We start from the raw sequence: 19,188 nt of genomic DNA on the forward strand, positions 1-19,188 counted from the left end.
ACTGGCAGCAACGAAGTGATGATTGAAGAGGTTAAAACCTGGAGGGATTAACGATTATAGTGCGTTAAGAGTAACGGGATCTCTTCTGCTAACACCGGAGGAGAAATGAAAAATCCTTGGATTTTGTCACAACCCATCTGCATCAAACGGTCCAGTTCGGATTGGGTTTCCACCCCTTCGGCAAGAACTTCAATCCCAAAATTGTGCGCCAGTGAAATGATACCCTCCACAATCTTTGTTGAGCGGGTGTCGGGTTCAATGCCGGTGACAAATTCTTTATCGATTTTTAAGGTATCAAAAGGATACTTCAACAGGTAATTAAGATTAGCGTGCCCGGTTCCAAAATCGTCAAGAGCAAGTTTGACCCCTATCGCCTTCAGCTCTTTCATATTTTTAGCCGCGACCAGACTGTCGCACAGCGGTGACGTTTCCGTGACCTCTACCTGACATCGGTTGGCCGGCAAACCACAGGTGATAAGATTTTTTCTGACGCGTTGAGGTAACAGAGGATCGCAGAATTCAAGTGCGGAAATGTTGATTGATAATACCAGGTAATCTGGCCAGCGGGTTGCAACATCCCATGGCGTGCAGCTAACCATATCTTCAATTGAAAGGATATTGCCGCTGTCCTCCAGTAACGTAATAAAAACATCGGGAGAGATCATACCCATCTGAGGGCTATTCCAACGCATTAACGCTTCAAACCCGCTAATACACTGAGTACGCAAATTAAAAATGGGCTGATAAACCATATAAAGCTGACTGGTATTCAATGCTTTTTCAAGCGCGGTTAGCACCTCACTGGAATTAAACATTCACCTTCCCCTCGACAAATCATGAAAATTTAAAACCAGTCAACATCACTCCCGAATTGTATCTACTATTAGGTGTGTTACATCAGATAAGAATAGTCAGGTTACGGTAAAAAAGACGTTCGATGAGTAAATCTGACTATTAATTTATTTAAATCAGAAGTATTAGTCAGCCCCAGCTTGGCGACGACCCGCATCTTATGAGCCTGAATAGTTTTATAGTTCAGGCTCACCAACTCAGAAATTTCTTTGGCGGTATAACCATTTACCAACAAATTCAGAATCTGCTGCTCTCTCTCAGTTAGTTTCTTCTGCGAACGATATAGTCGGGGATTCCATTTCCCGACCGTTAACGACGCCAATTGACCGAAATCACGCAGTGAAGATTTCTCGGTCAAAACTATTGTTTTCTCGACATATAATAACTCCACACATAATTTTGCCACCAAACTATCAGCAATAATTACCACGACGTTATTATAAAACTTAAATCGGTTTTTATTCAGAAAATCTACAATAGCTGAGCACGGTTGTTCATTATCAATGATATTAAAAACCATAGTTTGATGCTGGCATAATGATGACTGATGCAACATATCCTCAAACTGGAATGTTTGTATCGGTACATGTTTGCTTGTCAGGTAGGCGAACAGACCGTTGCCCACAAAATTATCACTACCACACATCAACATCCTGTTCACCACTCCTATAAGCTTTTAATCTTGTTACTCATTAAAAATTTAATAATAATCTTCTCGACTTCAGTCTCTTCACGACGGTTTTTAAAATCGAACCCACACGAAATCTGATGGCAGGAATACAATTGATTATCTTCATCAAATTCGTTGATCGCGACGACATCAATAACTTTTAAATCCAACTGCAAACTGCCAAACGTGTCAAAATCCAGTGAAGCGCTTTTAATCACCGCATCTTTGTAAAGAAAACGGGCGTTAACATCTTCAGCGATTAACGCACAACCACCCTGAGAGATGTTTTTAATCTTCAGCGAGTAGTTTTCTCCGTTCTTGTAACGACCAAAACAGAAAAAGTCATACCCCTTCATGAAGGAAAAACGCTGGTTTTGTCTCTGCTGGGCAAAGAAAATCAAATCCGGGATGAGGTAGGATAATCCCACTTCCGCACCTGTTAATGGGGTTTGTTCGAATCTGGCACTAAATTTTACAATCCCGCTTTCACTATGCAGGATAAAGTATTGGACCTTTTCAGGTACAATGTCTTCGTGTCCGGAGATAACAAACCGCTCGAAATCAACCTTCTCTAACTGAGTGATAACGCTACTGTTTTCACATAACACTTCCAGTTTCGTTTTCTTGTGCAGCTCTTCACGAAGGGTAGCTATGATTTCAAACTTGTTGTCCTTTGCTAATCCAAAGCTCATTCTAAAACCCTTATTTCCATATTTAAGACATGTCTTGCTATTGGTTACTCACAAAACGCGAGATCAGCATCCACCCTTGGTGCTTAATTACCATAGTGGATTCCATGTCGAACAGTTGGTTAAAAATTAAGTTTTTAGCTATCTTTAGCCATTTATTGATACGTAAAAACATTTAATCAACGTTAATTTTAGCTGAAGCCATGCTTAAAACCATGCGAACGTGTTGATTAATTATAACAAAAATGAATAACAATCAATTTTGAGATGTCATTTTGAGATAACAAATAGTAAGAATTGCACAGAAAAAAATAGAGGGAAATGAGTGAGTTTTGATGAAGGAACTATGCAGTTTGCGAACTGGCGCACTATCGAAAGAAGAAATAAAATACTTACGAAACCATATTATTAATCATCAATATAACCTCCACAGGTTATTGTGATAAAGTGAATTATTTTATTTCGCATGTAAAATAATTTCCCTTAGGGCAGAAAAAAGGCCAGCGTCCTGCTGGCCCGGTAATTACCGAATCGAACTATAGAGGCTTACTATCTTACAGAGGGTACAACGCTAAAAATTCAATACTTTTGCTTAAGAATTGATCGGGATGAATCTGCGATGATCATCACCGCTCCCGCCAACATTAATGTGTCTTTCAACACCAGACGCCCGGCTCCGGACAAGTAAGGAAAACCGTGGTGCAAATCTCCCAACGGCATCACCCATGCTTCTGGTGTAGTAATTAAAAATGATAACGTAACAATCGGCGTGGCAAATGCCAGTATGCCACCCAGTAATCCCAACCAACGACTAACAGGATTAGCCAGCACCAGCAATGCGATAAGCACTTCGACTACGCCCAGGCCATTGGAGAACGTATACGTGTTATTCGCCTTCTGCCATTCACGCTCCTGCGGTTTAAACTCACCTTCGTGGGTTAAGTGCTGCTTATATTCTGTGGGATGTTCGTAGAAAAATGACATTACCGGACTATTGGCGACAAATGGTGTAATACTGTCTGCTTCGTAAGGTACAAACTTCAACAGACCAATCCACATAAATACAAGGGCAATGCTGAGACGAATCAACGTTAATCCAATTCTATCGCCCTTGCCGAGTAAACGCAGATACTTTTCCATGCAGATGCTCCTCACTTATACAAAATTGCCGTAGCGTGAGTACTGCTGTCTATACGCATTGAAGTAATTTTCCACGAAGTGGCATCCTTTTCCTGGGCTAGTTTTGCGATGGCATCCTCAACGACAGAAGGTGCCGCGGCAATTGCCGACACGCTGACGCGAGCGACTTCAACCGGCTGTTGTGCCAGAACAGAAAATGTTACCGGCGCAGTGAGTAAAGCAGTCAACAATAATGAAGTTTTAAGCATGTTCATTTCTATTTCCATTAACAAGTGATTTCAGTCTCAATAGAATAAAACATCGCTGTTTATCTTATTTACTGCATAACGCCAGAAAAACTGTTCATGCGTATTACTTTATTTATGATAAAAAAAGCTCCACACAGGTGGAGCAATCATGCAGCTACATTATTATTATTTTACGAGAGAGAAGAGATCGTTGAGTGATTCACTCATACTCGGATGCGTAAATATTTGATCGCGCAGTGTGGTGAAAGGCAAACCAGCATCCATAACGGTCTTAATAATATTAATCATCTCATGAGAATCCACGCACAGCAGGGATACGCCTAATATCTGTTTCGTTTCGCTATCTACCACCGCTTTAAGTACGCCACGCGTGTCATTCATCACCCGTGCTCGCGGGATAGCCGCGACAGGCAGAGTGACTACCTGTACCACCGCGCCGCTGGCGCGAGCTTGCTCTTCGGTCATCCCCACGCGGGAAAGCGGCGGGGTTATGAAGACAGAATACGGTATATTTTGACGATCGCCGGTGTGACGTAACCCCTCGCCTAACAAGTTATCACGTACAATACGGAAGTCATCCAGCGAGATATAAGTAAATTGTAATCCCCCCGTCACATCGCCCATGGCCCAGATATTGTCTGCCGAAGTACGCAAATATTTATTCACCACAATAGCGCCGTGTTCGTTGACATCCACACCCGCGTTTTGCAACTGTAGATTTTCAGTCGCCGGTTTGCGGCCAGATGCCACCAGCAGCGCATCCACAGTCTGAGCCCCTTCCGGCATTTGCACCTGCACCTCGCCGTCGTGGGATGAAACCGCCTGCACCCTTGCATTGAGGATAATCTCAACACCTTTGTCGCGTAAAATGTTAGCGATAGCTTCGGCAATATCCCGATCTTCGCGCGCTAAAAACTGTGGCGCAGCTTCATAAATGGTGACCTTGCTGCCGAAGTTGGCAAACATTGAAGCGAATTCGACACCAATATACCCGCCGCCCAAAATCCCCAAACGTTCCGGACGGTGCGTCAAATTTAACAGCCCGGTGCTGTCAAACACGCCAGGTGTGGTCGTTAACCCGGCCACGTTCGGCATCGTTGCCTGTGCACCGGTATTAATAAAGATCTTCTCGCCGCTTAGCTCAAGCTCGCCGGTTGGCTGCATGACCCGCACTGTATGGTTATCAATGAATTCTGCACGACCTTCAATCACATCCACGTTTTCCAGATCGGCAAGATTATGGAAGTTTTTATCACGCAGAAAGCTGACAACAGAGGCCTTGCGCTGCATCGCCGCGGCAAAGTCATGCTGAAGTTCAGCATCGTGTACCAGGGTTTTGGTTGGAATACAGCCGATATTGATACATGTTCCGCCATACATGGTGTTTGACTGTTCAATAATCGCCACTCGCCAGCCCGTTTTCGCCAGGGTAGCCGCCAGCGTTTTACCCGCTTTGCCAAATCCGATAACGATCGCCTGATACTGATTCATGCTGTCTCTCCGCCATGTCACTGTTCGTTTGTTGAACTGAATTATAGGTTTAGCGATGCAGGAACAATGTATCTTTAACGCGCCAATTACTGTCAGATCGTCTAAAACACCATTTTTTCGCTTCCACTCAACTCTGCGAGGAAATAAGATAATCACATAAAGATATTAATAAAATTATGAATAGCATATTTTTTTCATCTTGATCAGCACCAACAAAAACTGCCCAGGAGTCTTTATGGATGCACTTAGCCGATTACTTACGCTTAACGACCCGCAGGGCTCGATAGATCAAAACTGCCTGCTGAGCAGGGACTGGCAACTACCTCATGCAGCGGGTGAACTGTCCGTTATTCGCTGGCATACGGTAACCCAGGGATTCGCTCAACTGGATATGCCTGACGGAACATCTTCCACGTTACGCCCTGGAACAATAGTCATTCTGCCGCAAAACTCCGCACATCGGCTGTGTCAGACAGGGGAAGAGCAAACGCATATTGTCTGTGGGAGCCTGCGATTACAGACATCTTCACGCTATTTTTTAACCGCGCTTCCGGAAGTATTATTACTGGCGCCTGAGGAGAACAGCCCCGTCAGCCATTGGTTGAAGGCCATGATTGCGCTATTGCAGGAGGAATACATCAACAACCTGCCTGGCTCCAGCATCGTTTGCAGCCAGCAATGCGCGACGCTGTTCGCATTAACTGTTCGCGAGTGGCTTGCCCAGTCGACCCCTGCGAAAAATGTGCTGAATTTACTGCTGCACCCCAGGCTGGGAGCCGTTGTATTCATGATGCTGGAGTCACCAGCTTTTGCCTGGACCGTCGAAGAACTGGCAAAACGTGCACACATGTCGCGGGCCAGCTTCGCACAGCTATTCCGTGAAGTATCAAATTCCACGCCGCTGGCGGTGTTAACCGCGCTACGCCTGCAGTTCGCCGCCCAGATGCTGTCACGTGGTACACAGCCGTTGATCGTGATTGCCGAGTCGGTGGGTTACGCCAGCGAATCGTCGTTTCACAAAGTCTTTTTACGGGAATTTGGCTGCACGCCGGGCGAGTACCGCAAACGCGTGAAAGCGTTGGCGGCATAACGCAACGCCTGCTTCAGCAGTAAAACCGAGGCAGGCGAGTAATGCCAGTTAGTTAAACATTACAGGGAACATATGATTCCGGCTCAGGGTTCCGTTCACCTTATGTGTGTCATTTCTCTGAGGCACTGATACCCGTGAACGAGCAAGGGAGGCTCACCTCTTACGGGGCCAGCGCAAGCGCTGTTCAAAATTGCTCCCGGCAATTTTGTCATTCGTCTTATGCCGTCTGCCTGTCGGGTTGGGGTCATCGCTGCAACGCTCTGACTTCCAGTTAAATCTGCGTTGCTGTTCAGATATATTCAAATAAAAATACAGGTGGTCAGGTGTGGGCTGGTCCGGCTGAAAATTGCCGACGTGTTTCCGTAAGGCCGGGAGAGCCAGCATGGATGCTGGCTCAGGGCGCGTTTTGCAGGGACGCTACCTCGCGCCCGGCCCGGTAGCCTGGAGGAATAAGCGGAGGGTATTGCGTAGCAACAATTTTCCCGCCGGGAGCCGGGATTGTTAAGGGTACGGCGATAGTACCCTTAACACGTTCACTGGCAGTATGGTTTCAGAGAAGTGAAAAACATAAGGTGAACGTAGCAATGCGACGGAGGCAACAGATTCATTACCTCCGGTTCATTAACTGATAAGTATTAAGGCAGGCGAGCACTTCATGGCATTACTTTTGGCCGCGATGTCTGTGCAGCCACATCAGCTTATAAGCGGCCGGAATAATGAACAGTGAGAGCAATGGTGCGGTGATCATGCCGCCAATCATCGGCGCGGCTATGCGGCTCATGACTTCTGAGCCAGCTCCCGTCCCCCACAAAATAGGCAGCAGACCCGCAATAATTACCGCCACGGTCATCGCTTTCGGACGCACACGAAGCACCGCACCTTGATATAACGCCTCATCCAGCTTATCTGCGGTAAAGGTTTGCGGATTCTCCAGCGCGGGTTCGGCTTCAATGGCGTGGCGCAAATACATCAGCATCACCACGCCAAACTCTGCAGCGACGCCGGCCAGGGCGATAAATCCGGTTCCGGTCGCAACCGACATATGGAACCCCATCCAGTAGAGGAACCAGATCCCCCCCACCAGCGCAAAGGGCACGCTGGTGATAATCAACAGCGCTTCGCCAAAGCGGCGGAAAGCCAGATACAGCAGGACAAAAATAATCATCAGCGTCATCGGCACCATCAGTTTGAGCTTATGACTGGCACGTTCAAGCAGCTCGAACTGCCCGGAAAACGCCACGCTGGTCCCCGGCTTTAACTGTACGTTTTCAGCGATCGCTTTTTTCAGATCGTTCACTACCGAAACCATGTCACGATCGCGTGCGTCGATGTAAATCCAACTGGTGGGTCGCGCATCTTCGGTTTTCAACATCGATGGACCTGAAACCACCGTCACATCTGCAACATCAGCCAGCGTGATTTGCTGCTTCATGGGCGTCAGGATCGGCAGAGTACGCAGCGCTTGCGGATTATCGCGATAGCTCTGCGCATAGCGAAGGTTAATCGGATAACGTGCAATCCCTTCCACCGTTTCGCCGACCATTGCACCTCCGACCGCCGAGGTGACAAACAGTTGCACTGCGCCGACGGTCATGCCGTAGCGAGCCGCTTTCTCCCGATTAATATCCACATTGATATAGCGCCCCCCGACCAGGCGCTCAGCAAGCGCAGAAGAGACGCCCGGCACGGTTCTGGCCACCTCTTCAATTTGTTCTGCCGTGGCGTCGATATCAGCCAGAACGTTTCCTGACACCTTTATCCCAATGGGGCTTTTGATGCCGGTAGAAAGCATGTCGATACGGTTACGAATAGGCGGAACCCACAGATTCGCCAGCCCCGGCAAGCGCACGGTTTTGTCGAGTTCGGCGATAATTTTGTCCATCGTCATACCCGGACGCCACTGCTCCTGCGGCTTCAGTTGGATCGTCGTTTCAACCATTTCCAGCGGTGCGGAGTCCGTTGCCGTTTCAGCCTTACCGGTTTTACCAAACACGCGCGCCACTTCCGGCACGGTCATGATCAGCTTATCGGTTTTTTGCAGCATATCCGCCGCCTGCGCTGCCGAGATCCCCGGGAGGGTTGAAGGCATATACAGCAGATCGCCTTCGTTAATTTGTGGCAGGAATTCACCGCCGACTTTATTCAGCGGGTAGATAACCGTAAGTATTGAAAGCACCGCCACCAGAATGGTGGTCTTGGGCCAGTGCAATACCTTCAGCAATAGCGGATGGTAAATACGGATCAGGAAACGGTTAAGCGGGTTGCTGCTTTCTGCAGGTATTTTTCCGCGGATCCAGAATCCCATCAGGATCGGAATAACCACGATGGCCAGAAACGCCGCACCTGCCATGGCATACGTTTTGGTGAACGCCAGCGGGCCGAACAGTCGCCCTTCCTGCCCCTCCAGCGTGAAGATGGGGATAAATGACAGGGTAATAATCAACAGGCTGATGAACAGTGCCGGACCAACCTCTACTGAAGCGTCGGTAATCACCTTCCAGCGCGTTGCATTATCCAGTTTTTCATCCGGATGCTGATGCCCCCATTCTTCCAACCGCTTATGGGCGTTTTCAATCATCACGATGGCGGCATCAACCATCGCCCCGACGGCAATGGCAATGCCCCCCAGCGACATGATATTGGCGTTCAATCCCTGGAAATGCATCACGATAAACGCGATACACAGCCCCAACGGCAGGGAAATAATCGCCACTAATGCCGAACGCAGATGCCACAAGAACAGCGCGCACACCAACGCAACAACGATAAACTCTTCCAGCAGCTTGTAGCTCAGGTTATCAATGGCGCGATCGATGAGCTGGCTGCGATCGTATGTTGTAACTATTTCTACGCCTTCCGGCAGACTGCTTTTCAACGTGTCAAGTTTGGCTTTAACCGCGGAAATAACCTCACGCGCATTTTTACCGGACCGCAGAATAACCACCCCGCCCGCCACTTCGCCTTCGCCGTTCAGTTCGGCAATCCCACGGCGCATTTCCGGCCCAATCTGCACACGCGCCACATCACGCAGGTAAACAGGCACACCATCGGCCCCGGTTTTCAGGACGATATTATTGAAATCATCAAGCGTTTGTAGATATCCACTCGCGCGGACCATATATTCCGCCTCAGCCATCTCGACAGACGAGCCGCCCGCTTCCTGATTCGACGTGTCCAGCGCAGACTTCACCTCCGCCAGGCTAATACCATATTGCGTCAACTTCATGGGATCGATAACGACCTGGTACTGTTTAACCACGCCGCCTACCGAGGCCACCTCAGCCACGTTAGGAATCGTTTTTAACTCATATTTTAAAAACCAGTCCTGCAAAGAACGTAATTCTGCCAGGTCATGTTTCCCGCTGCGATCCACCAGCGCGTACTCAAAAATCCAGCCGACACCCGTGGCATCCGGTCCCATTTCCGCGCTAACGCCTGTCGGTAATTTTCCCTGCACCTGGTTGAGGTACTCGAGGACGCGCGAGCGTGCCCAGTAAGGATCGGTGCCATCCTCGAAAATGACATATACGTAGGAATCGCCAAACTGCGAGAACCCACGCACCGTCTTCGCGCCCGGTACCGACAGCATGGTGGTAGTCAGCGGATAAGTAACCTGATTCTCGACAATTTGCGGCGCCTGTCCCGGATAGCTGGTTTTGACGATCACCTGCACATCAGAGAGATCGGGCAGCGCATCAACCGGGGTATTGATGATGGTCCAGGTTCCCCAAATACTGAGAAACAGCGCCCCCATCATCACCAAAAAACGGTTTGCCACCGAGCGGCGGATAATCCATTCAATCATTTATCATATCCTCAGTGTGAATGGGTCGCCTGGGCTGGCATTGCGGCGGCGTCTTGCGCACCACTGTTCTGCGCACGCATGCGGTCCAGTGCGCCGGAGATATTCGCCTCGGAATCAATCAGGAACAGACCGCTGGAGACCACTTTTTCACCTTCAGTCAGACCTGATCGAATAGCAGTAAGTCCTTGAGAATCATGGAATACTGTAACCTGTTTCGGCACAAATCGACCGTCGTTATCGACGGTGATCACCCGCTGCTCGGTGCCAGTATCTATCAATGCCTTAGAGGGAATTAGCAACATCGGTTCGCTTTGCGTTTTCAGTTGCAGGTAAGCATTCATCCCCGGTTTGAGCGCCTCGTCAGGATTATCGACCTGTAAACGGATCTGGAGCGTACGCGTGGTAGCATCAACGCTGGGTAAGATACTCCACTTGCTGATGGTGAAAGGCTTATCCGGCCAGGCGGGCACAGTGATAGTAAATTGCGAGGCGTCTTTAATCAGCCAGGCGATGGATTCCGGAACCGACGCGCTGACCCAAACCGGATCCATCCCCTGAATTTTCGCAACCACATTGTCTTTGGAAATGTTCATTCCGGTACGTAAATCGAATGTGGTGATCACCCCATCAATGGGGGCTTTCAGGGTAAAGCGAGTCTGAATTTTACGTGTCGATATTAAGCGCTGGATATCCGCCTCAGGCATACCGGCCAGACGTAATCTCTCCAGAATCCCTTCCACCTGCGTCGCACTGCCGCCGGTCTCTCGCAGCAATAAATATTCGCTCTGTGCCTCAACCCAGTCAGGGATCGTCAGGTCGATAAGCGGCGCACCTTGCTTAACTTTGTCACCCACGGTTAGCGGGTATACCTTCTCGATAAAACCTGCAGAGCGAGCCTGAACAATAACGAACTGGTATTCGTTGTAGCTTACGTTAGCCGGGAAAGTTTGCGCATAGTGCAATGGCCCACGACGCACTGGTTCAGTTTTTAGCCCTAAATTCTGGGTCTGAGTGGGGTCGATGCGCACACCAGTCGCTGACACGCTCGCGGTCTCTTCATCGGCATATTTCGGGATCAAGTCCATATCCATAAACGGCGATTTACCCGGCTTATCAAAGCGCGTATTCGGATACATGGGGTCGTACCAGAACAACACTTTTCTGTCTTCTTTTTGCGAAGTCTGCCCGGTTTCAGACGTTATTTTTGCTGATGAATAATAAGTATAAATACCGACAGAAATAACCCCACCGGCAATCATGCTGGCGAGAATAAGCGCGGTATTTTTAATCGTTAAAGACGCCATAGTGATTTCCATTGCGCGATAGTCTCACCCGCATTACGAAGAATCCGGGCAAGAATAAAAGAGACCTACGGGAACGTTATTTACTGATATGAATATCGCGTAGCACAGAGAGATTACCCTGCTGAATAAACGTAAACGCCACCTTATCGCCGGACTGAATATCGTCAGCTTTAGTGTCAGCAACCAGCGTGAAACGCATGGTCATGGCCGGCCAGTTCACTGCCGGAATAGGGTCATGTTTAATCGTGATTTTTTTACTTTCCATATCAACAGATTCAACCACCCCAGTGGCGCTAATGACCTGTTCCTGTTGAGCTGCTGGCTGCATACTCATCATCTCTCCATGTTGATGCTCATTGGCCTGAGCGTTAAACATGACCGCAGAGAAAAGGCTAAACAACACGGCTTTGGCAGTAGTATTCATTATTAATGCTCCTGAAAAATTAATATTAAGGATTACTCCACCCAACCGCCGCCTAAGGCAGCAAACAGCTTAATTTCATTAACCTGCTGGGCGTAATTAAGATCGAGCAGCGATTGCTGCGTGGCGAATAAAGAACGTTCGGCGTCCAGGACTTCGATATAACTAACCGCACCATGTTGATAAAGCGCTCTGGCGCGTTGCAGCGTGATTTGCAATGACTGCAGATAACGCTGCTGGCCGCTAATTTGATCGGCAATGCTTTGGCGCAACGCCAGCGCATCCGCCACCTCTTTAAATGCGTTCTGTATTTTTTGTTCATAATTCACCACCGATTGCTGTTGGCGAATTTCAGCGAGGTCGAGATTGGACTGATTACGTCCGGCGTTAAAAATGGGAATATCTATTTTGGGGACAAAATTCCACATGCCGCTGGCGGCATTAAATAGGCTGGAGAGATCGCTGCTGCTACTGGACACAGAACTGGTCAAGGTTATTGACGGGAAAAACGCTGCCCGTGCAGCGCCGATATTGGCATTCGCCGCCATTAATCCGTGCTCTGCTTCCAAAATATCCGGGCGCTGCAACAGTATTTGTGACGAGAGCGATGGTGGCAGCGTTACGGGTTTAATATCCCCGTGGCTGCGCATCTGGTCGTTGGGTAATTTCCCGTATGTGCCCAGCAACAGTTGCAGCGCGTTGTTCGCCTGCGCCAGTTCGCCTTTACGCTTCGCGATTTCGCTGCGTGTGCTTTCAATCACGCCCCACGCCTGTTCCAGCGCCAATACGTTGGTGCTGCCGGTTAGCAGTTGTTTCTCCACAAAAGCGTAAGAACGCTGATAGTTTTGCAGCGTTTCCTCGGCGATTTTAAGCTGCGCATACGCCAGACGCTGATTGAAATAACTTTGCGATACATTGGAGATTAATGAGATGTGTACTGCCCGACGCGCCTCTTCGCTGGCAAAGAAGTTCTGTCGCTCGGCTTCACTCATATTCTTCAGCCGACCAAAGAAGTCCAGATCGAAACTGAGATTCAGCCCGGCCTCGAATTCTTTCTTTGTGCTGGTATCGCCTTTTAATTTACCGCTGTAAGTACTGCTGGAACCTGCCGTTATTTGCGGGTAGCGATCGGCGTCCGTGACCCCATATTGCGCTCTCGCCTCCTGAACTTTCAGCACAGCCATACGTAGATCGCGGTTGTTGACCAGCGCCTCGCCAATCAGCGCCTTTACCTGTGAGTCAACGAAGAAAGTCCGCCACCCCGTGTCCTGATATCCCATCGGTGCAGAAATCAGGGCATTCTGGCTCAAGGAGAATTGTTGCGGTACCGGCAACGCCGGGCGCTGATATTCTGGAGCCAATGAACAACCGGCGAGAATGAATATCGCGCTGAGGGTAAGAAGCTTAAATTTGCTCATAGTTCTTCTCGTCCTGACCGGACTGATGACCCTGAAATAAGTGGGAATTTATAGTGTTGTACTTTAACGAAACGACTCTGTTTAAGCGGTGACAGGAAAATGACAAAACTGTCATTTTCCCAATAACCGTTTGCTATCCGATCCCGCATCCCTAGAATTGAAAGTCCGCACACCCTGTGCGTGAAGGAGAATACGATGAAGGTTTTGATAGTCGAAGATGAGAAAAAAACCGGTGAATACCTGACGAAAGGCCTGACGGAGGCGGGTTTTGTCGTGGATTTAGCGGATAACGGCCTGAACGGGTACCATCTTGCGATGACCGGCGATTACGACCTGCTCATACTCGACATCATGCTGCCGGACGTAAACGGCTGGGATATCGTGCGGATGCTGCGTTCCGCCAACAAAGGGATGCCCATTCTTCTTCTCACCGCGCTGGGCACCATTGAACATCGGGTTAAAGGTCTGGAGCTCGGCGCGGATGATTACCTGGTTAAACCGTTCGCCTTCGCTGAGCTGCTGGCGCGGGTCAGAACGCTGCTGCGCCGGGGCGCGGCGGTGATCGTCGAAAGCCAGTTTCAGGTCGCAGATTTAATAGTTGATCTGGTGAGCAGAAAAGTCATCCGTAGCGGTACACGCATCACCCTGACCAGCAAAGAGTTTACCCTGCTTGAGTTTTTTCTGCGCCATCAGGGGGAAGTGTTACCCCGCTCGCTGATCGCCTCCCAGGTCTGGGACATGAATTTTGACAGTGATACCAATGCCATCGACGTCGCCGTGAAGCGTCTGCGCGCCAAAATTGATAACGACTTTGAGCCAAAACTGATTCAGACCGTGCGCGGTGTGGGCTATATGCTTGAGGTTCCCGATGCGCGGTAAACGATGGCGACGCCCTTTTTCGCTGGCAACACGACTGACCTTTTTTATCAGCCTGGCGACCATCGCTTCATTTTTCGCCTTTGCATGGATAATGATCCACTCTGTTAAGGTCCATTTCGCCGAACAGGACATTAATGATTTACAACAGATCAGCGCCACGCTGGAGCGAATTATTAACCAACCCAATGAGCCAGAATCACGTCGTCTGGAAACGCTAAAAAACGTGGTAGCAGGTTACTCGAACGTCATTATTTCGCTGGAAGATAGCAATCAGAAGGCTATTTTTCATTCGCCCAATGCCCCGGATCTCCGGCAATTTATCGCCAGCGCAAAGCCGGATAAAAATGCCCATGTCAGTGATGTTTTTATTATCTCTGGCCCAACGCTACAAACATCCCAACATCTTCATGGACAGAAAACGTCGTCGAACTGGCGAATGATTCGCCTGCCGGTAGGACAGCTTGCTGATGGAAAAGCGGCGTATACGCTGTATCTGGCGTTATCGATAGACTTTCATTTGCACTATATTAACGACCTGAAAAACAAACTGATTATGACGGCATCGCTAATTAGCATGATGATTGTTTTTATCGTGCTGTTCGCCGTGTACAAAGGTCATGAACCGATCCGTAACGTCAGTCGCCGCATCCAAAATATCACCTCGAAAGATCTCGATGTGCGTCTCGATCCGCAGGCTGTGCCTATTGAACTGGAACAACTGGTCAGTTCGTTTAATCACATGATCGAGCGTATCGAGGACGTATTTAAACGTCAGTCGAATTTCTCGGCGGATATTGCCCATGAGATCCGCACCCCCATCACCAATCTGGTCACACAAACGGAAATTGCGCTCAGCCAGACCCGCAGCCAAAAAGAGCTGGAAGACGTGCTGTATTCCAATCTCGAAGAATTTGGTCGTATGTCGAAAATGGTCAGTGACATGCTGTTTCTGGCGCAGGCGGACAATAATCAGCTAATCCCGGAGAAGACAGCGCTGAATCTGGCTGATGAGGTGGGGAAAGTGTTCGACTTTTTCGAAGCCTGGGCAGAAGAGCGCGAGGTCGGCTTACGTTTTGAAGGACGCGCATGCTGGGTTTCAGGCGACCCGTTAATGCTACGCCGGGCGGTGAGTAATCTGCTTTCAAACGCCCTGCGCTACGCGCCAAAAGGCGAGTCGGTCACCGTGCGAGTGAAAGACGCGGATGACCAGGTCCAGATAGTCGTGGAAAATCCCGGCCCCCCAATCCCCCCTCAGCATCTCCCCCGACTCTTTGACCGATTTTACCGGGTAGACCCTTCACGCCAGCGTAAAGGTGAAGGCAGCGGTATTGGGCTGGCGATTGTGAAATCAATTGTCATCGCCCATCAAGGAAAAGTGGCGGTCACCTCCGATGCCCGCTCCACCCGCTTTATTCTGACGCTACCCAAGCACGCAGTATAATTCCTGGTGATGACGTTTCGGCGTCATCCTTATTCTCTGACACAACCGTCATAATCCTGTCACGTCACTGACTGTCCTCGCTCTTTATAATTTCTTCCGTAAACCCATACAGGAGAAATATGATGAACAAGATATCCTCTTTTTTCGCTATCGCGTTTTTTATCTCTGCTGGCGTTAATGCAGCAGAAACGTCACCCCACGCACAATCATTCTCACAAATGAATGAACATGAAAAAGCGATGGTAGTACATCAGTCGATGAATAATGGTCATTCCTATGCCCATGAGCAGCAGGCGGAAAAACACCGCGCACAGGCAAACTGTGTGCAGTAACAGATAACGCTAAAGAGCGCTGCGATCACAGCGCTCACAATAACCCTGAGCTAAAGTATGCCGTTTTAATACTGGAGTCAGATGTGGCTTTAACCCTCACGGTATTGCTTGAAAACTGGCGCGCGACTGGCGCAGATAAATCATTACGGGCAAAGCCTGGACTCAGTCTGTTGGTTCAGGATAAAACCACCACCATACTGTTTGATACCGGGCCGGACGACAGCTTCATACTTAACGCCGCGCAAATGGGGGTTGATTTATCGCAGCTTGACGCCGTGGTGCTTTCGCACGGCCATTACGATCATTGTGGCGGCGTGCCGTGGCTTGCGGATAACAGTCGTGTTATTTGCCATCCTCAAATCGCCTGTGAGCGTTACGCCTCAATAACTCTTGCGGGAACGCCGCGAAAAATAAAAAAACTCTCCCGCGATAACGACTACTCTCGACTTGTGATGGAATACACCCGCAAACCATTGGCTATTAGCGATCGATTTTTATGGTCCGGGGAAATTAGCGTTCCCACTCCGCAGGCCTATGGCGTTATTAGTGAGAAAACGCCTCAACCGGATTACATCAGCGATGAAGGCGTATTGATTTATAAATCTGAACGCGGATTAGTCATCATTACCGGCTGCGGGCATCGGGGAATTGAGAATATCGTACGCCATTGCCAAAACATCACCGGCGTTAACAAAATTTACGCCGTCATCGGCGGATTCCATTTACGCGCAGCCTCCCCCGCTAAACTATGGCGGACGCGAAAGTTTATTAAGCAACAGCAACCGGAAAAGCTGCTCGGCTGTCATTGCACCGGTTCGTGGGGACGCTTGTGGCTACCGGGATCTGACGCCCCGGCAACGGGAGATGTCATTGTGCTGGCAGAGTAACGACAGTAAACATTGCCAAAGCAGCAATAAAAAACGGGAACCTTTCGGTTCCCGTTTATCAACCACCATTACATAGTGACGATTGCGGGTTCATCAAAAACAGTGAGTTTTGGTGCTTCACCGGTGAATTTTTCTGCGTATACCAGACTGGTATTCCCCGCACAGCCATTCGCCAGCCTTGACGTCGGGATATCCGCCGTCAGCACGTTCGCGCCGCCGTTTTTGCAGATGCCGTTTTCGATATCCGGCCAGGCGCCTTCATGGATACAGATGATTCCCGGTTTGATGCCATCACTGACGTGGGCGCCAACCAGCACCTGGCCACGCGCATTCCATACGCGTACCAGATCGCCCTCAACAATGCCCCTGGCTTTCGCATCATCCGGGTGAATTGTTACCGGCTCCCGATCAGCAATCGCGTACTCTTTACGCAACGACGCGTAGTTCAACTGACTGTGCAGACGATGTGCCGGATGCGCCGTCAGTAGCTGCAGCTGATCCTTATCCGCCGTTCCTTTCCACTCATCCGGTTCAATCCATGACGCATGCGGCGGGCAGTCTTTGTACTGATAGCCTTCAATCGTTTTCGAGTAGATTTCTATCTTACCACTCGGCGTTCCGAGTGCATTCATCACCGGATCGCTGCGGAATTCTGCGTAGCGCACATATTTGTTGTTCTTTTCATTCTCACGCATTTCAATCAGTTTGTTCTGCTCCCAGAACGCATTGAACTGAGGCATGGCGACGCGCTGGGCACGGGCGGCTTTTTGCGCGACATCATAGAACTGCTTCAGCCACGCCATTTCGTCTTTGCCCTCGGTATAAACCGCTTTTCCTCCCGGCTTGAGCATCTCAGACAGATCGGCAAATACGTCAAAGTCGCTACGTGCTTCAAACTGCGGCGCGATGACCTGCTTCATCGGTACCAGATGCTGGTTACTATAGTCACCGGTCATGGTCAGATCGTTGCGCTCGAACGACGTGGTGATCGGCAGAACAATATCGGCGTGTTTGGCTGCTGCGGTCCAGTAGCACTCAGAGATGACAACCAGCTCAGGCTTCTGCCAGGCTTTGATTAAGCGGTTGGTATCTTGATGATGGGTAAAGTTAGCGCCGCCCGCCCACCAGATCATTTTGATATCCGGGAAAGTTTGCTCTTTACCGTTATGCTGATATTTGCCGCCAGGGTTTTCCAGCGCTTCAACAATTCGCGCTACCGGCAGGCTGGTCACCGCATCGGAAACCGCCCAGTCGTTGCCCGCTGATGACCCGCCTTCAATTTTGGCGGAGATGGCTGGCAATACCCCACCGGTGCGTGTTGGGTTACCGCCGTTGGAATAGTGATACGAGAACCCGAAGCCGCCGCCTTCGGTGCCAATTTGCCCCAGCATCGCCGCCAGCGTTACCAGCATCCAATGTTTTTGCTCACCATATTGCTGGCGCTGAATCCCCCAACCCGCCATGAGCATCGTTTTATTGCTGGAGAAAATTTCCGCCAGCTTCTCCAGTTGCTCAGCGGGTACGCCGCACACGCCGGAAGCCCACTCGGCGGTTTTCTCTATTTTGTCGCTCTTGCCGAGTAAATACTCTTCAAACTGCGGGTATCCGGTGGTGTATTTTTCCAGGAAGGCTTTGTCGTGGAGATTTTTCTTCACCAGTGTATGGGCGATCCCCAGCATCATCGCCACATCGGTCCCCATATGTGGCGCAATCCAGGTGGCATTATCACCAAAGAATTCGATGGTTTCAGAACGCATCGGGTCGATGGCAATGACACTTTTGCCTGATTTCTTCAGCAGATTAAAGTATTCAATCCCCTGTTCATCCGTGCTGCTCCAGGCAATCTTGAGGGTGTTTAGCGGGTTCATCCCCCACAGCACCACGACCTGACTGTGCTCTAGCACCATCGGCCAGGTGGTTTGCTGCTCATAAACTTCAACCGATCCCACAACGTAAGGCATGATCACCTGCGCGGCCCCGGTTGAATAATCTCCGGTATGACCGGCGTAGCCACCCGCCATGCTCATATAGCGTTGCAGTAAGGTTTGCGCTTTATGCAGAACCCCGCTGGAGCGCCAGCCATAAGAACCGGCAAATATTGAGGACGGGCCATAGCTGCTACGGATCCGGCTATGCTGCTCATGAATGAGCTTCAGCGCCTGCTCCCAGCTAACCCGCACGAAGGGATCGTTTCCACGTTTACCATCCGCTTTACCCGGGTTTTCCAGATAGCTTTTGCGCACCATCGGATATTTTACGCGGATATTGGTATGGACCTGATCCGGTGCGGTTTGCTGTAGCGAGTTCGGCACCGTCTTAGGCAATGCACCTTTTGAGGAAACCACTTTGCCGTCTTTTACTTCTACGTATACCGCGCCCCAACGCGCTGCCGTCAGGATCGCTCCGCCATTTTGACCTTCGGCCCAGGCTGGCATTGGGATCACCGAAGAAATCGCCATTGTTCCGGTTGCCGCGCCAGCCGTCTTGATAAAGTCACGTCTTGTGAGTTTCATGATTTCTC

At 49.7% G+C, this 19,188-nt stretch carries 16 protein-coding genes; 5 read left to right on the forward strand and 11 right to left on the reverse strand.

The genetic code is table 11. The annotated features are described in order from the left end of the window. Positions 1-47 precede the first annotated feature (47 nt). From OGX99_RS07275 to rclA, 6 genes are all read right to left on the reverse strand, one after another. Positions 48-815 (reverse strand): EAL domain-containing protein, encoded by a 768-nt coding sequence (locus OGX99_RS07275; RefSeq protein WP_151218703.1) that lies wholly within the window; start codon positions 813-815, stop codon positions 48-50. A 101-nt stretch (positions 816-916) separates the two neighbouring features. Continuing rightward, a complete protein-coding gene (locus OGX99_RS07280; protein WP_187252857.1) occupies positions 917-1,498 on the reverse strand; it encodes a helix-turn-helix domain-containing protein in 582 nt (193 codons plus the stop codon). Positions 1,499-1,518: 20 nt separating this feature from the next. Continuing rightward, positions 1,519-2,214: a PilZ domain-containing protein gene (locus OGX99_RS07285; RefSeq protein WP_151224896.1), complete on the reverse strand. Its 696-nt coding sequence runs from the start codon at positions 2,212-2,214 to the stop codon at positions 1,519-1,521. Between the two features lie 576 nt (positions 2,215-2,790). Then, positions 2,791-3,351 (reverse strand): reactive chlorine resistance membrane protein RclC, encoded by a 561-nt coding sequence (rclC, locus tag OGX99_RS07290; protein ID WP_151218700.1) that lies wholly within the window; start codon positions 3,349-3,351, stop codon positions 2,791-2,793. An 11-nt stretch (positions 3,352-3,362) separates the two neighbouring features. After that, positions 3,363-3,599 carry a reactive chlorine resistance periplasmic protein RclB gene (gene rclB, locus OGX99_RS07295; RefSeq protein WP_353655336.1) on the reverse strand — a complete coding sequence of 79 codons (237 nt, stop codon included), beginning with the start codon at positions 3,597-3,599 and terminating at the stop codon, positions 3,363-3,365. Between the two features lie 165 nt (positions 3,600-3,764). Continuing rightward, positions 3,765-5,090 carry a reactive chlorine resistance oxidoreductase RclA gene (gene rclA / locus OGX99_RS07300; RefSeq protein WP_286543083.1) on the reverse strand — a complete coding sequence of 442 codons (1,326 nt, stop codon included), beginning with the start codon at positions 5,088-5,090 and terminating at the stop codon, positions 3,765-3,767. 235 nt (positions 5,091-5,325) lie between these two features. On the opposite strand from rclA, the gene rclR reads away from it, so the two are divergent. After that, positions 5,326-6,180 (forward strand): reactive chlorine-specific transcriptional regulator RclR, encoded by an 855-nt coding sequence (rclR, locus tag OGX99_RS07305; RefSeq protein WP_151218697.1) that lies wholly within the window; start codon positions 5,326-5,328, stop codon positions 6,178-6,180. A gap of 661 nt (positions 6,181-6,841) precedes the next feature. Here rclR and OGX99_RS07310 read toward each other — a convergent pair. From OGX99_RS07310 to OGX99_RS07325, 4 genes are all read right to left on the reverse strand, one after another. Further along, the gene (locus tag OGX99_RS07310) at positions 6,842-9,985 is read right to left on the reverse strand and encodes a CusA/CzcA family heavy metal efflux RND transporter (protein ID WP_286543085.1); all 3,144 of its coding nucleotides are present in this window, start codon (positions 9,983-9,985) and stop codon (positions 6,842-6,844) included. A gap of 11 nt (positions 9,986-9,996) precedes the next feature. Then, positions 9,997-11,289: an efflux RND transporter periplasmic adaptor subunit gene (locus OGX99_RS07315; protein ID WP_286543086.1), complete on the reverse strand. Its 1,293-nt coding sequence runs from the start codon at positions 11,287-11,289 to the stop codon at positions 9,997-9,999. Between the two features lie 76 nt (positions 11,290-11,365). Next, complete coding sequence (gene cusF, locus OGX99_RS07320) at positions 11,366-11,713, reverse strand: cation efflux system protein CusF (protein ID WP_151218694.1); 348 nt, start codon at positions 11,711-11,713, stop codon at positions 11,366-11,368. Between the two features lie 32 nt (positions 11,714-11,745). Next, on the reverse strand, positions 11,746-13,128 hold the full coding sequence (locus tag OGX99_RS07325) for an efflux transporter outer membrane subunit (RefSeq protein ID WP_252837978.1): 1,383 nt from the start codon (positions 13,126-13,128) through the stop codon (positions 11,746-11,748). Positions 13,129-13,323: 195 nt separating this feature from the next. On the opposite strand from OGX99_RS07325, the gene cusR reads away from it, so the two are divergent. The 4 genes from cusR (at position 13,324) to OGX99_RS07345 (ending at position 16,667) form a co-directional block, all read left to right on the forward strand. After that, positions 13,324-14,007, forward strand: coding sequence for a copper response regulator transcription factor CusR (gene cusR, locus OGX99_RS07330; RefSeq protein ID WP_151218692.1), 684 nt, complete (start codon positions 13,324-13,326; stop codon positions 14,005-14,007). Further along, on the forward strand, positions 13,997-15,448 hold the full coding sequence (locus tag OGX99_RS07335) for a Cu(+)/Ag(+) sensor histidine kinase (RefSeq protein WP_286543088.1): 1,452 nt from the start codon (positions 13,997-13,999) through the stop codon (positions 15,446-15,448). The genes cusR and OGX99_RS07335 overlap by 11 nt, the downstream gene beginning before the upstream one ends. 122 nt (positions 15,449-15,570) lie before the next feature. Beyond that, entirely contained in the window at positions 15,571-15,780 is a 210-nt protein-coding gene (locus OGX99_RS07340; protein WP_187253028.1) for a PcoE/SilE family metal-binding protein, read from the forward strand. A gap of 83 nt (positions 15,781-15,863) precedes the next feature. Beyond that, on the forward strand, positions 15,864-16,667 hold the full coding sequence (locus tag OGX99_RS07345; protein WP_286543090.1) for an MBL fold metallo-hydrolase: 804 nt from the start codon (positions 15,864-15,866) through the stop codon (positions 16,665-16,667). A gap of 68 nt (positions 16,668-16,735) precedes the next feature. On the opposite strand, the gene OGX99_RS07350 is transcribed toward OGX99_RS07345, so the two are convergent. After that, complete coding sequence (locus OGX99_RS07350; protein WP_187252861.1) at positions 16,736-19,180, reverse strand: trimethylamine-N-oxide reductase 2; 2,445 nt, start codon at positions 19,178-19,180, stop codon at positions 16,736-16,738. Positions 19,181-19,188: the final 8 nt, after the last annotated feature.

This window comes from Citrobacter sp. Cu096 (genome assembly GCF_030332285.1).
GTDB lineage: Bacteria > Pseudomonadota > Gammaproteobacteria > Enterobacterales > Enterobacteriaceae > Citrobacter > Citrobacter meridianamericanus.